The sequence below is a fragment of the Streptococcus parasanguinis genome (assembly GCF_040908565.1).
In the GTDB taxonomy this organism is placed as follows: Bacteria; Bacillota; Bacilli; order Lactobacillales; family Streptococcaceae; genus Streptococcus; species Streptococcus parasanguinis_AC.
Genome location: NZ_JBDGEA010000004.1, coordinates 101,791 through 116,106 on the forward strand (window position 1 = coordinate 101,791; position 14,316 = coordinate 116,106).

The 14,316-nt window shown below is 42.8% G+C and carries 10 protein-coding genes; 2 read left to right on the plus strand and 8 right to left on the minus strand.

What is annotated here, in order from left to right; all coding sequences use genetic code 11:
• Positions 1 to 8: 8 nt before the first annotated feature.
• From AB5Y61_RS03195 to AB5Y61_RS03205, 3 genes are all read right to left on the minus strand, one after another.
• Positions 9 to 1,385 (minus strand): hypothetical protein, encoded by a 1,377-nt coding sequence (locus AB5Y61_RS03195; RefSeq protein WP_368403170.1) that lies wholly within the window; start codon positions 1,383 to 1,385, stop codon positions 9 to 11.
• 161 nt (positions 1,386 to 1,546) lie between these two features.
• Entirely contained in the window at positions 1,547 to 2,512 is a 966-nt protein-coding gene (locus AB5Y61_RS03200; protein WP_368403171.1) for a hypothetical protein, read from the minus strand.
• A 444-nt stretch (positions 2,513 to 2,956) separates the two neighbouring features.
• Positions 2,957 to 3,526 carry a TetR/AcrR family transcriptional regulator gene (locus tag AB5Y61_RS03205; protein WP_037599347.1) on the minus strand — a complete coding sequence of 190 codons (570 nt, stop codon included), beginning with the start codon at positions 3,524 to 3,526 and terminating at the stop codon, positions 2,957 to 2,959.
• A 129-nt stretch (positions 3,527 to 3,655) separates the two neighbouring features.
• Here AB5Y61_RS03205 and AB5Y61_RS03210 point away from each other — a divergent pair, with 129 nt between their 5' ends.
• Positions 3,656 to 4,498, plus strand: a complete 843-nt coding sequence (locus AB5Y61_RS03210; RefSeq protein ID WP_195487809.1) for a DegV family protein — start codon at positions 3,656 to 3,658, stop codon at positions 4,496 to 4,498.
• A 192-nt stretch (positions 4,499 to 4,690) separates the two neighbouring features.
• Here the strand turns inward: AB5Y61_RS03210 and AB5Y61_RS03215 are convergent, their stop codons facing one another.
• From AB5Y61_RS03215 to AB5Y61_RS03225, 3 genes are read right to left on the minus strand one after another with little or no spacing between them, the layout of a single operon-like run.
• Positions 4,691 to 6,337: a hypothetical protein gene (locus AB5Y61_RS03215; RefSeq protein WP_368403172.1), complete on the minus strand. Its 1,647-nt coding sequence runs from the start codon at positions 6,335 to 6,337 to the stop codon at positions 4,691 to 4,693.
• Entirely contained in the window at positions 6,327 to 7,070 is a 744-nt protein-coding gene (locus AB5Y61_RS03220; protein WP_003010968.1) for an ABC transporter ATP-binding protein, read from the minus strand. Before AB5Y61_RS03220 ends, AB5Y61_RS03215 begins: the two co-directional genes overlap by 11 nt.
• Before the next feature lie 42 nt (positions 7,071 to 7,112).
• A complete protein-coding gene (locus tag AB5Y61_RS03225) occupies positions 7,113 to 8,741 on the minus strand; it encodes a M20/M25/M40 family metallo-hydrolase (protein ID WP_368403173.1) in 1,629 nt (542 codons plus the stop codon).
• A gap of 238 nt (positions 8,742 to 8,979) precedes the next feature.
• On the opposite strand from AB5Y61_RS03225, the gene AB5Y61_RS03230 reads away from it, so the two are divergent.
• Positions 8,980 to 10,443, plus strand: a complete 1,464-nt coding sequence (locus AB5Y61_RS03230) for an alpha-amylase (protein WP_368403188.1) — start codon at positions 8,980 to 8,982, stop codon at positions 10,441 to 10,443.
• A gap of 329 nt (positions 10,444 to 10,772) precedes the next feature.
• Here AB5Y61_RS03230 and trxA read toward each other — a convergent pair whose 3' ends face one another.
• The gene (gene trxA / locus AB5Y61_RS03235; protein ID WP_003002728.1) at positions 10,773 to 11,087 is read right to left on the minus strand and encodes a thioredoxin; all 315 of its coding nucleotides are present in this window, start codon (positions 11,085 to 11,087) and stop codon (positions 10,773 to 10,775) included.
• 98 nt (positions 11,088 to 11,185) lie between these two features.
• The gene (locus tag AB5Y61_RS03240) at positions 11,186 to 14,215 is read right to left on the minus strand and encodes a CocE/NonD family hydrolase (protein WP_368403174.1); all 3,030 of its coding nucleotides are present in this window, start codon (positions 14,213 to 14,215) and stop codon (positions 11,186 to 11,188) included.
• Positions 14,216 to 14,316: the final 101 nt, after the last annotated feature.

Sequence of the window (14,316 nt, forward strand, 5' to 3'; positions counted from 1 at the left end):
TCTAACTCTCAATCAGAAACTATTACTCTACCTTTTTCATATTTAGAGAACATTGAACTCTCCGTACTGACGTATGACACGGACTCGTGTGAAACCATGTCACTGATTGATAAGTCTCCATGGTCATCAGTAAACCTATAAATTATTCCATCTTTTTCAAAACTTCGATCCTCACTATTATACAGAATAGTAGTCGTTTTATTTCCTTCTTTGAGAATAATATAATCCCCAGAAAACTCTACCCAAGTCGACTTATCTATAGAAGCTGTATTAGAAGATTTACTCTTAACCACTAGATAATACCGGCCATCTGTAATAGCATTCAATTCTTGTTCTTGTTTGATATAGAATATGATCATTGCGACAGGAATTAATAAAAGCAGCCATATTTTAAATTTTTGGGGAACGAATGACCCTATTTTTTTGAGGACAGCTAGGGCCACTAAAATTATCGCATACATTAAAAATGGCGGGATTAAAAGAAGAGCGATTTTCCAGCCTCTGAAAAAAGCAAGCCCTTTATTAGATTTGGCTTCTTTATATTGTTTGACCGGCTCCTCTTCTACCAGCTTCAAACGCAATAGTTTTACAGTGACTTCTTCTTGTCTTGCATCAAGCGAAACACTCTTTCCTCCTGAGTTTTCACTACCTAGATAGGCCTGAGCCATTCTGACCAGATACAGTCTCTCATCTTCTTTCACAATGGTAGCAAATAGCTCCATTGCCTCATTAATATTTCCTTTGAGGTACTCATTGACCGCCTTTAGATACATAGATTCCAATTGAGAGAACTTGGTAGTTGTTACTTCCTTTAAGATGGCATCATTGGCTTCATTTTTGACCAGAATATCGTAGCGGGCTCTGTAAGCCATCTTGAGTGATTCATCATCTACTAAATAATTAGAGAGTAAGTCCTCAAACTCATCTTCCTTCAAATCCGGCCTTGAAAATAGGTTCGCATTCAGTAGAATTTCATTTAATGTTACTTGTTCAGCATCTGTAAACTTCTGATTCTCCTCGAGTTCCTTTACAACTGCTTCAATAGATCCAAAGTCACCAATCCTATAATAATAGAAAAGGGTAGCTATCTGTACTCTCACCTTAATCGTTTTGATACTTTTTCTTTTTTGAGTCAAAATATAGCTTGCCATCAGGTCTAGATTGATATCCTCATAGATGAGACTATACAACTTTTTGATTAAAAGCGTATCTTTAATGATAGCTAGAACCAGCTCAATCATTAGGTATATTAAAAAACAAATGGCAGCAATATTTTTACTTTGGGTCACTTGCACAATATATAAAAATGGTAGAGCTAGAATGACCAATAGGACAATCGCTGGAATATTGTAATGTCTTCTTAGTTCTTTATAATCTTTAACCATAAATCTCCTTAGTTTTTATTAGATATGATGAGTCTCCTATCAACCTCATTTGATTTTTCTTTGAGAAGAACTCTGGCTGACAATCGTCCAAATCAGCAACAAAGTTACTAGTACTACTGTTAATCCAACACTTTATCTTTTCATAGTGTTTCTTACTCACTCTACTCTGGATGATTAGCAGACCAAACCTGCAATTCATCGTAGGATTTTATTTGTGTCTTCTCACCAGTCTTTGGATCGGTCGCATAGACCTCTAACACATCCTGCCCCTTCGGTGCAAACCAATGAAGTATTTTATCAAACCACTCTTTACTATTATATTGTTTTGGCCTCATATACAAGCGCTCTAACTGATTTATGTCCTTTGCTAAGTCAGTGTATTCCTCAGCAATATTTGTATTAGATAAATCTATCTTTTCTCCATTTTTCGATACTCCCTTTTCAATATATCCTGGCATTAAGACAAGATTATATTTCTCAAGCAATATCTTTTCTAAATCTTTTAAAGTATCGCCGTATGCTAAATCTAAATTACCATAAGGTGGAAATATCTGTTTTAAATCACCAAATTTTTTCGCGTCATCTAATTGTCCTGTAGAAATATTTAATATCATATCTTCATTTGCCCCATCAACTTTTGATTTTTTAGTTAAGGCAACATAATCTTGATCATTTATGAAATATAAATTTCGAAAATGTAAATCTTGACTCCTTGAAATCCGATAATCTTTGTTATTTCCTAAAAGGTCAAATACATCTATCTCTTTTGTATTAAAATCTTTCGTATTAATATCATACGCTATAACTTTAAAGTACTCCTCTGAATTATCTTCTTTATTTCCACTTTTAGTTTTATCAACTAATTGATGTGAAGTAAAATCAATAACATAATTTTGTCCATACTTCCAACTGCTATTTCTTTCAGGTTTATTTGAAGCAACAACTACAAATTTATTGTCATCAATAACATGGATGATTGGTTTCTCACTTTTCGCATCCACATATTTCTGCTTGGTTTCTTGCTGATTGTTTTTTCCATGCTTTTGAACCTGCTTCCACATGTAGAAAGATCCTATACTTACTAAAAGGACTAACACTCCTACTACTTTCTTTTTCACTCGTTTCATTTCAACCTCCACGCTCGTAGCTAACTTCTACCATGATACCGAAATTTTGCAGCTTATTCAACTTCCTCACTAGTTGGTGGTAGTTGCACAAAAAAAACCACCTCTCGGTGGTTCTAGAATGTATACAAACTATTTTAAAGTAAAATAAGTTAAGCAATTCTGCAAAGAAATAAAAATGAGTTCCAATTTTAAAATCGATTCAAAAAAATACCAAAACTTTCCGCTGTGAGAAAAGTGCCTGAAACAATAACGTTTCAGGCACTCGGAATTATTGAGAGTAAAACAGTTTGGGAAACTGTTTTAGCCTGAGCCCAGAAATTAAAGAGCGAAGGGGCTCAATAATTAGTCTTGGAACTTCGAAGAAGTTCGCTGACGTCCGTACTCACCTAAGGAAAGTTTTTAATATGACTTTGCCTTCAATCTGAAACCACCTCTCGGTGGTTCTTACTTCTTCTTTTGTGGAAAGAGGGGTAGGCCTAACGTAGCGATTTTTTCAGCTGGGATCTTCATGCCATCCTTGATCCACTTGGAGATGACAGAGACAATAGCTGAGCTCCAGAAAGAATTGAGGTAGCTGCCAGCGCCATTTGATGAGCTGCCATTTCGTTTTTCTAAAAAGTCATAGACTGCCTTGGTTAAGAGTCGCTCAAAATTGTAATCAATAGCTAGGCTGATGATCTTGGCTTCTTTCTTAACTTCCTTAAAAAGATAGACCCAGACCTGGTAGAGATCTGTCTTGAGGTTGTAGCCATCTAAAGACTTGGTAATCTTTGCGATACTAGATTGAAAGATAGACTCTAGAATCTCTTCTTTTGATCCATAATTGCGATAAAAGGCGGCGCGAGAGACCCCAGCACGCTGAACCAGCTCAGAGATGGTGATCTTTTTCAGATCTTTTTTCTCCAATAGTTGCAGGAGAGAGATTTCGATGGATTCTCGTGTAATCGCATTGTTTTCTTGGTTAAATCGTTTGAGATTTTCCAAGGATTTCTCGGATATTTTTCTTTCTGCCATAACATTTACTTTCTATCTGTCTCACCTGATGTTATCTGCTTGGATAGCATGGTACTTCATGATATAATTGTAAAAGAAGACAAACTACTTGTCAATGTACATTTTTATACAATTATGAGGTATGAACTGATGAAATGGAAAATTATTGCGGATTCAGGCTGTGACTACCGCTCTTTGGACAACCTGGCACCAGATACGGAGTTTGTCAGTGTCCCACTGACCATCCAAGTGGGTGATACCATCTATACAGATGATGCCCAACTCAATATCGATCAGATGATGGGGGAGATGTATGCGACTGCGACTGCATCTAAGTCTGCCTGCCCAAGTCCGGATGATTATATGAAGTCTTTTGAAGGGGCGGATAATATCTTCGTTGTTACCATCACAGGGACCCTTTCTGGTAGTTACAATAGTGCTGAGGTGGCCAAGAAAATTTATCTGGAAGAGCATCCGAATACCAATATTCACGTCATTAATAGCTTGTCAGCTGGGGGCGAGGTGGACCTAATCGTTCGCAAGCTCAACCAGTTGGTCGCTGAAGGTCTCGATTTTGATCAAGTGGTTGATGTGATCACTACTTATCAGTCTAAAACTAAGTTGCTCTTTGTTTTGGCTAAGGTCGATAATCTGGTCAAAAATGGGCGTCTCAGCAAATTGATCGGAACGGTTGTCGGGCTCCTCAATATCCGTATGGTTGGGGAAGCTAGTAAGACAGGTACCCTCGAGTTGCTTCAAAAAGCACGGGGCCAAAAGAAAGCGATCAAGGCTGCTTTTGATGAATTAATCAAGGCAGGCTATAATGGCGGACATATTACCATTGCCCACCGCAACAATGAAAAATTTATCGAGCAATTCTCTGAATTGGTTCGTGAAAAATTTACCCGTGCAAACATCGAAGTCCTTCCTACTTCTGGACTTTGTAGTTTCTACGCCGAAGAAGGCGGGCTCCTCATGGGGTATGAGATTTAAGTTACCACTAAAAAGAGGCTAGGACAAAAGTCCTAGCCTCTCAATTGTTTTTGGATTGTCGAGCAAGACGCAGTGGTTGAGTGGGCTCTACTACACTGATTTCATCAACTTTACAGCCCTACTCAACTGTGCGGAGGTGGACGACGAAATCGAATTCTAACGAATGACCGATTTCTGTCCTACTCTCTCTTTTTATTCTCCGATCTCTTGGTAGAGAGTGAGGATTTTTTTGCGGTAGATGGTCGAACTGATCCCAGCTCCGATTAGCAGGATGACACTATAAAGGATCACAGCCAGCAGGGTGCTGACGGAATGATAGGTCCAAATGAAGCTAACAATGATCAAGAGAAACATCACAAAGATAAAGACAATCAAGAGGATAGACTGAAGAACTGCATTCCCACGATGACGGGTCATCAACTCTGTGATATTGGTCCAATTGGTACTAAAATTTTGAAAATCTTTGACATAGTCTCGAATGCAGATCGGAATGGTGGTTACGACCCAGATCAACAACATGGCAAGGATGGCCATGGGATGCACGCCAAAATAGAGACAAACACCAACCAGAAGAAGGACAGGAAGAATGGATTGCACCAAATAGAGCAACCAAAACTTCATAAAGAGATAGCGTTTGAAATCAATAGGGAGCGATCTCAAGTACTCAAAGTTTTCACGCTCCAGCGAAATACCGATACTGGTCAAGCCTCCAAAACTATTGAAAACACCGATCAAGAAGGCAACAAGGGCCAGTGGCACCAGATACTGGGGTGTCAAGTAAGGACTGAGGCCGCCGATATTTTTCGATGCTCCTGCTGCTCCACTAAGTAAGAAAATGTAAGGCAGAATACTCATCATCAAGAGAACTTGGACCACAAGGGTTCCATCAAGCAAGAGTCTGCGATGATACTGAATGACAAATCGTCTAAAAGAGTCTTTCTGACCCACATGGATGGCTTTCACACGCTCTTTGACGGTTTGGTTGGTCGAAACTGCAAGGGCTGCATCATAAAACTGCGGGATCACAAGTTTACGAACCAGGCCGATCAGAACTAAAAGCACCGCGATCCAGCCCAAGACGCCAAGGATCGCTCCTCCCTCAAAAGGATGGAGGATAAACTGATGAAAGGCAACAAAAGGCGGAAAAAGAATGGGAATATCCGCTCCACCCGACATCTCTACCCGGTGAGTTTGGACTAGATTTAGATAAAGATAAGCGCCTAGACTGAGGAGGGAGCCGATTCCGACCATGAGATTAGAGACTAAGGTCGTGTGTTTTTTGAAAAAGAGGGTCTTAGTGATCAAATGGGAGAGGATGATCGTCGCTAAAAAGAGAACGCCTAAGAGAATTAAGGCACAAAAGAGCCCAAGCAGGATGCCTAACGGATTGAAACCACCTGCTTGCACAGGGAGGATCAAAAAATAGCTGATCAAGGGAAGGATAGCCATGAGAAGGGTCAAGATGACCGAGATACTCTTTCCAGCAATGACTTCCGCATCTGAGAAGGCATAGGGCCGGTAAAACTGGAGGTCCTTGCTTTCATAAAAGACATTGTAAAAACTCATAAAGCCTTGGGAAATCGTCATCAAGGAAAAGAGGGCGACCATATTGACAAAGAAAGCTGGTTGATGGACAAAATCATAGATACTAAAGAGCAAACCAAACAAGACGAAATAGAAAAATCCTAAAGAGAGATAGTTCAATACCGATCTGCGGGCAACATTGAGTTTGACGTCCGGTTTTTTGGCCTGTTTGGCACGTAATTTTGCGATCTGGGCGGGCTGACTGGCATAGATGATATTGACATTGACCAGCTGTTGGATGATCTTAAGACGCATGATCGCCACCTTCTTCCTTCCGCCCCGCTAGACTGAGATAGATACTTTCCAAGCTTTGTTCGGGGTGTTGTCCCTTCAATTCCTCGATCGTCCCATAGAAAATGAGATTACCTTTTTTCAGAATGGCAATCTTATCACAGAGTTGTTCAGCTACTTCTAAGACGTGGGTAGAGAAAATAACGGTCTTTCCGCGATCCGCATGCTGCCGCATCATTTGTTTTAAATCGTAAGAAGCCTGCGGGTCCAATCCGGTCATCGGTTCGTCCAAGACCCAGATATCTGGATCGGATAAGAGCGCTGCAATGACGAAGACCTTCTGGCGCATCCCATGTGAAAAGGATTCAATCACTTCATAGCGGTGACTCTGAAAATCAAAAATCCTGAGAAGCTCTTCCAAGCGTTGATCACAGTCTTTCTGACTCATATCATAAGAGGTCGCAACCAACTCCCAGAATTCATTGGCTGTGAGACGCAAGAAAAGATCCGGCGAATCCGCCACGTAACCGATCTTCTTTTTGATCGCAAGCCGATGGCTATAAAGGTCCTGACCATCTACCTCGATGGACCCAGTGGTTGGGGTAATCACACTGACCAAACTCTTGATGGTTGTGGACTTACCAGCTCCGTTGTGGCCAATCAGTCCGACAATTTGCCCATCTTCGATGGTCAAATCCAAGTGGTTGAGAGCAATGTGCCCATCGTAATCTTTTGTAACTCCGTGAAATGTAATCATACTAACTCCTTGTACGATCCTCATTGGGATCGTGTTTGATTTCTATTGTAATAAACGATCATTGAAATGATAGAGCAGATCTAGTAAATAGTTTGGAATGGTATCCAAAAAGTCTTCTTTATAGACTCGCTCTCCTCGCTTATGCAATTCTTTGCCCCAGGGCCCGAGATTGATCGCTGGAACCTGAATTTGGGCAATTTTTTCCAGATCCAGATCATAGACCTGAGCTGGTGTAGCTAGGCTATCAAGGACGACTTGATAAGAGGCCACATCCTTTTCCAAGGCACAATAGCTGGTGTCGTTAATCCCCATAAAGTATTCTTCGACTTTTAAGCTATAGCCTCTTTGGTCCAGATACTGGCGATAATCCTCGATCAAGGACTCGATTTTGAGTTCTGTATTGTCCAAAAAGCGACAATTCATAGAAGGATAATATGGGGGCGCAAAACCAATGACCACCATGGGATCCTTATCTCCGAGAAACTCAAGGAGCCGCTGGATTTGCTGAATCGCAAGGCTCTGGTAGCTGGTCCCATTACGAAAATCGTGCTCCGCTTTTTGATTAGAAGCTTCCCTAAAGTCTTGGTAGCCCTCTAAAGCTTGGCATCGTTCCTCTAGTTCTTGATAGGTGATGACTCTTGGCCTTGCAATCATATGGTCTTGGCCAGCCTGATCCTGCAAGTGTTCATACTTCTTGTAAAAGGCGTCCAAGGCCTCCTGACTAAGTTCATAAATCCGCTGCAGGAGTTCTTGCGGTGTTTTCTTCAAATGCAATACACTGAAATAACCAGCCGCATAGAGCACGGTCGATACATCGTACTGCTCCTTCAAATCTCTGAGATAGGACCAAGAAGGAAGGGGAGACGTTTCTCCCAAGGCCTGATCAGCCAGATCGGGATGAAGATCCAGCTGGCTTGCGATGGCCACTAAGAGGGACAAGGCATTGATCCCTTTAAGAGGCTCCTTCATATGGGATAAGACGCCTTGCGCCACAACGACTGGCATCAGTTTACCCACTGTGCCAATGTGAAGGACTTTTTCTTTTTCTAGATCCGATTCAAAGGGCTCCGAATCTACTGCCAATACATAATCCAGATCAAACTTTTCCTGCAAATCTGTCAGGAGCCCCAAAGCTCCCCGCATCCCACTTGAATAGGATTCCTCGTCTCCAACAGAGAGATAGAGCAGATTGACCTGACCTCCTGAGCGATCCGCCGCATAGGCTTCCAGAACCCCTAGTTGCAGGGCTAGAGCTGCTTTCATATCGCAAGATCCTCTGCCAAATTTCCATTGACCAGAAGCTAAATCAGCCTGGATATCTGGTCGCGTATCCAGTGTTTTCAAGGCTGCTGCTACTTTATCAGAATCGAGCGCGATCTCCGACAAATGTCCATAGTCTTCAAGATCGACTGTATCATGGTGGTGAAACAGGATAAGAGTTTTTTTCTTACCTTTATCGACCAAGGCCCAATTGACCGACCGATGCAAGTGATCCTGTGGTACCTGATAGCGCCCAAAGTGGTCCGGATGTTCCTTAAAATAGGGAATCTGGGCAAGCCGTTGATCCAGGTAGGCCTCGATTCCTTGTTCTGTCTCAGTATTAGTGAAGCTTGGAATCGCCAAGGCTTGGGTAAAAATCGCTTCGATGCTCTCTCTATTGGTTCCTTTCACTTTTAAAACCACCCTTCTTTGCTACTATATATAAATAAAATAATGGATATCCCTACTATCAGACTTCTATGTCTCTGTGGCCAACAGGCAATCCTGACTCTATGCCATTATCTCCCGACTTCACTTCTTTCCTGTATGCGATTTCTTTTCTGGAAAGGGCTTGCTTCCAGCGCAAACGTTTGTCCCATCCAACTATTTTTGGTAAAATAGGGACATTCACATGAAAGAAGAAATAACAATGGAAAATCAAACCTTAATGCAATATTTTGAGTGGTATTTACCCGCTGATGGGAACCACTGGACGCGTCTTGCTGAAGATGCGCAACACTTAGCAGACTTGGGTATTTGTAAAGTCTGGATGCCGCCTGCCTTTAAAGCTACTTCTAACAATGACGTTGGGTACGGCGTCTACGACCTCTTTGATTTGGGAGAGTTCGACCAGAAAGGAACGGTTCGTACCAAATATGGTTTCAAAGACGATTATCTTCAAGCAATTCAAGCCCTCAAAGATGCAGGGATTCAACCAATGGCTGATGTCGTGCTCAACCATAAAGCTGCCGCTGATGGCTTAGAGGAGTTCGAGGTCGTTGAGGTCGATCCCATGGATCGAAACAAGATCCTCACTGAGCCCTTCACCATTCAAGGATGGACTAAATTCACCTTTGATGGCCGAAATGGAGCCTATAATGACTTCCACTGGCATTGGTACCACTTCACCGGTACTGACTACGATGCTTCTCGCAATAAGAATGGAATCTACCAAATCCAAGGGGACAACAAAGGTTGGGCTCATGGGGATCTTGTGGACAAGGAGAATGGAAACTACGATTACCTCATGTACGCCGATATCGATTTCAAACACCCTGAGGTTGTAGAAAATCTCGATCAGTGGGCTGAATGGTTTATCGAAACGACTGGTGTAGAAGGTTTCCGTCTGGATGCCGTCAAGCATATCGACTCCTTCTTTATGAAGAATTTCATCCACAATATCACCCAAAAGTACGATGAAGATTTCTACGTTTTTGGCGAGTTTTGGAATGGGGATAAAGAGATCAACGATGAATACTTGGAAAGCATTGACTACTTATACGACTTGATCGATGTGGCCCTCCACCAAAATTTCTTCAGAGCTAGCCAAGAGGGTGAAAATTTCGACCTGAGAAACATTTTTGATGGAACACTAGTTCAACATCATCCTGAACAGGCTGTAACCTTTGTGGACAACCATGATACCCAGAGAGGGCAAGCCTTGGAATCTACCATTGAAGAATGGTTTAAGCCTGCAGCCTATGCCTTGATCTTACTTCGTGAAGCTGGTTTGCCTTGTGTCTTCTATGGAGACTACTACGGTATCCAAGGCAAATTTGCGCAAGAAAGTTTCCAAGAGGTTCTCGATCGTCTCTTATGGGTTCGTAAAGATCTGGCTTACGGGGAGCAAACGGACTACTTCGATGATCCTAATTGCATCGGTTGGACACGCTCAGGTACAGAAGAATCAGCACCAATCGCCTGCTTGATTTCGAATAACCAAGCTGCTACAAAAGTCATGGAGATCGGTTCATCATACGCAGGACTCACCTACTATGATGTCTTAGAAAATTGTAGCGAAACTGTCCAAGTTCAAGAAGACGGTACTGCTGAATTCCCAGTGGCAGAACGCTCTGTCAGCGTCTGGGTAGCCCAAGATACAGAGGGCCAATAACCAATAAATGTGATTTTCTCCTAGGATCCACATGTTCCTAGGAGAATTTTTTCTGTAAAAATTTTATAGGAAACACAGCTTCATTTTAGCATGATAAGAAAGCGCTGTCAATGGGTATCGCGTCTATTTGACAGAAATAAAAAGCATCAAAAAAAGCTGGAAAAAAATTATCCAGCCTTCGATGTTTGATAGAAATAACTGTATGACGCAGTGGTTGATTGGTATCTTCGTTCGCTTATTAAGCTCCGAAGATAACCTAATCAACTTTGCGGGGGTGGGAAAACGAACTCTTTTTAACTAGTCGGAGTTCTTTCCCACTCCCTTTCTTTTTAGCTCAATTCTGCAATGATTTCTTTTAATTGGGCTTTCGTATGAACTCCAGCCACTTGTTTCACGACTTGGCCATCTTTTTTAAAGAGAAGAGTTGGGATCGACATGATACCGAATTGACGTGCTGTATTTGGATTTTCATCGACATCCATCTTACAGATTTTCAAATCATCTTCATGTACTTCTTCTGCCAACTGATCCAAGATCGGTGCTTGCATGCGACATGGGCCACACCAAGTTGCCCAAAAGTCAATCAAGACAAGTCCTTGGCTAGTTTCTTGTTCAAAAGTTGCATCTGTGATTACGTGTGCCATATTTCCTCCTTTTTCAGTAGGCATCTACTGATTCTGCATTTCTACTTTTATTTTACACTAAATAATGCCATTTTAGAAATATTTGCTACGGGGACTCCTTAGGCATCTTCTTTCTTCTTGCTCCAAAAGACGAGGCTAGAAGCTGTCAGGGTAAACAGACCTAAGAGACCCAAAGCATGTTCTTTGTTCCCTGTTTGTGGAAGCGTATGGTCCGCATGCCCTCCTTCTACTGCAGGAGTTGAAGCTTGAGGATCTTCTGCCAATCCTGGTGAAACAAATTGAGGGCCATAGGATACAGCTAGAGCAAGGTGAGGGTGCTCTTGGGCAGCTGATGCGGTCTTCATCTCAACGACCTTTTCAGGAACATCTTGGCTTGGTTGGACAAGATGTTCTGGGCTTGGAAGCGTATATTCTTCCTTGTAGTGCACTTCTGGTGCTACTAGAGCAGCTCCTTCAACTTCTGGCAGGTTTGCATAATCTGTATCGATTGCACTTGGTAGATAGCTTGCCTTTTGGGCGCGAGTCTTTTCGACAATTGGAATCGCAGCCTGGATAGAATCTGTCTTAAAGGTCACTTCATATGGATGCTCCACCGTTAGGTCAGACGGGTCATAGGTGTTAAAGACTAGAGCTAACTTGTGACCTTTCTTAACTGTATAGAGATTTGGTTGGAGATAAACGGTATAATCATGGTATTCCCCAACTTTTGGCTCAATGCTAGCGCGTGAGCTTGCTGAATCGTAGCCAGACTCAGGATTGGCAAGGTTGATCCAGCCTTTTGCGATCACCTTGTACTTGGTCTTGATGGTTTCGTATTCGGCTACAGATAGATTGCTTAAATTGCTTCCCATCCAGAAACCATCTGCTGTTTTATCTTGCTTGACGCTACCATTTCCTACCACGTCAAAGTCCTCATCTGCCACGTCTACCAAGAGGGCATTGAGTTGGAAATTCTTTCCTTGACCTTTGGCAAGAGCTGCCTTGAAATGAACGGGAATGTGGCCCTTGATCGTAGTGTCCTCAGTGACATCAGAAACAAAGGTCAGATTAGCCTTAGAAGAGGCTTTGCTGACTGTTTCATTACGGTTAGCGATCTCAACACCCGCAGCCGCATAGTCACTTGAAATGGTTTCTTCCAAGCGTTTCGACTGAGCATTCAAGAAGAGACGTTGACTGCTCTTCCAGTTATCATAGCTGGTCCACTTACTTGGATCATAGTTGTTTTGAGCTAGAACCGCTGGCAAGCTTTCGACGTGATTGTCCACACCATAGAGGTAGTGGGTCAACCAGGTATTGAGCAAATCATAAAAATCTTGACCCTTGGCGGTGATGCCGTATCCACGGGACATAGCAGCTGGATAGACGTGGTCTCCTTGGTGGAGATAGAGCTTGACATCTTGGCCCGCTTTCTTTAGCGCATCGTACATGAGTTCAAAATGTTTGGTCTTGACATTGTCATCGTTCAAGCCATGGACAATCAGGGCGCTGGTCTTGAGATTTTCTGGATGAAGGGTATAATCCCGCTCCTTCCAGACATCACTGTAGTTGCGATCATGAGCGTACTGGTCCTTGTTCAATTGGTTGATGTAGTTGGAATAGTTTTGCCAAATCCCTGCCCAATCGTCTTGGTCCAGCATCCGCGTGCTAACGTAGAGGGAAAGCCATGAAAGGTCACTATAAGGTGCATTGCCAAATTGGGTCCCTTGGCTATTGAAATAATCATACCAAGAAGCAATCCCTGCTGCTGGAACGATGGTCTTTAGGCCTTCTACGCCTGTCGCTGCCACACCAAAGGTTGTGGTGCCAGCCCAGGATAGACCGGTCATTGCGACATTGCCACTTGCCCAGTCTGCCTTTATTTCGATATTACTAGTCTTATCGGTGTAGGCTTTGCGTTTGCCATTGACCCATTCGATGATATTCTTGAAGGCATTGATTTCGAGGTCAGACCCTGTCGTGTTAAATCCTTCTGATCCCTTGGTACCAAGTCCGGCGCTAGAGATAAAGGCATAGCCTCTGACCAAGAAATAGTCGTACCAGTTGAGATCTTCGTAGTCATAGATATACTCGTAGGGACTGTAGTAGTACCAATCCGATGCTTTGGCTTTTTTGGCTGCTTCCTCTGTCGTCTCACCGCTTACTGGCTGTCTCTTTGCAGGTTGGCTGTGCAGTTTCTTCATGTCGTAACTGCCATCTGTCGGAAGCCCCAGACTTTCAAGGGTCACGTAGTTTTCATCGAGTGTTCCTGCTACGTAAGGACGCGCTTCCAGAATGGTTGCTGCCTTAAAATCCCCTTGAGCGACTGCTTTTGGTAATTGAACAATGGCTTTGACCAAGTCTGGCTTGCCATCTGCATCGGTGTCGTAGTCCGTTTCGACATAGACTGGGAAGCGCACAATTTGGCTGTCCTCATATTTGTAGTCTTCGTCTGCTTTTTCTCCCGTCGTATAAGGGAAAATAGGCTGAGCACGACCATTTAAAAAGAGAGGAGCTTTCTTTTCAGCTCGATAAGCATCATAGAGTTTCTTAGCTGTTTCGTACATCTTGGCCAATTCTGGCTGATTGACCTTACGCGTCAGATCTTCTGATGTTTCAATCAAACCTAAACTCTTGGCGAAGCGTTCCCGATCTGCTTGGCTTTGGCCCAATTGGCTTGGGTCCGTTGCTGCCCATTGAAGCAAGCCATTAACAGCATCTTGCACTGTCAACTCTTTAGTAGCCTGATCACTTGCAAGTGTCGAACCTGTGACTTTTGCCAAATCCTGACTTGTTGCCGGTGCTTCTGAAGTAGGAGTGGATTGAGGTGCGGCTTCCCTGTTTGTTACTACTGGAGTTGCTACTGGAACAGTTGGATCACTTTGTCTTGAGTGTTCTTCTGTAGAAGGGGCTACTTGATTGGCAACTACTGTCCGATCCAGCGATGCCTCATTCGAGCTTGCAGCTTCTTTACTAGTGGCAGTACTGGTGTCACGTGCTGTCGGTGTTGCTTCAGTAGATGGAGCATGGACCACTTCTGTCGATGGAGCTAACTCTTCTGTCTGCTCATCTGCTGCTACTACTTGGTGCAAAACCATTGGCGCGATCAGTAAGCTCGATGCGACAATGGAAACCATTGTTTTCTTTTTCATAAAAGAGACCTCACTATTTTGTAATCAATACAGTTATTATACTATGTAAGCGTTCTTATATCAAATTCTTTCCAACAAAAAATCGAGGCAAAGTGCCTCGA

What these genes read in the sequence shown, in the direction of transcription:
- AB5Y61_RS03220 (WP_003010968.1), bottom strand. Translation starts at nt 7,070, where the DNA reads ATGATTACATTTCACGGAGTTACAAAAGATTACGATGGGCACATTGCT.
- AB5Y61_RS03240 (WP_368403174.1), bottom strand. Translation starts at nt 14,215, where the DNA reads ATGAAAAAGAAAACAATGGTTTCCATTGTCGCATCGAGCTTACTGATC.
- AB5Y61_RS03210 (WP_195487809.1), top strand. Translation starts at nt 3,656, where the DNA reads ATGAAATGGAAAATTATTGCGGATTCAGGCTGTGACTACCGCTCTTTG.
- AB5Y61_RS03195 (WP_368403170.1), bottom strand. Translation starts at nt 1,385, where the DNA reads ATGGTTAAAGATTATAAAGAACTAAGAAGACATTACAATATTCCAGCG.
- trxA (WP_003002728.1), bottom strand. Translation starts at nt 11,087, where the DNA reads ATGGCACACGTAATCACAGATGCAACTTTTGAACAAGAAACTAGCCAA.
- AB5Y61_RS03230 (WP_368403188.1), top strand. Translation starts at nt 8,980, where the DNA reads ATGGAAAATCAAACCTTAATGCAATATTTTGAGTGGTATTTACCCGCT.
- AB5Y61_RS03215 (WP_368403172.1), bottom strand. Translation starts at nt 6,337, where the DNA reads ATGCGTCTTAAGATCATCCAACAGCTGGTCAATGTCAATATCATCTAT.
- AB5Y61_RS03200 (WP_368403171.1), bottom strand. Translation starts at nt 2,512, where the DNA reads ATGAAACGAGTGAAAAAGAAAGTAGTAGGAGTGTTAGTCCTTTTAGTA.
- AB5Y61_RS03205 (WP_037599347.1), bottom strand. Translation starts at nt 3,526, where the DNA reads ATGGCAGAAAGAAAAATATCCGAGAAATCCTTGGAAAATCTCAAACGA.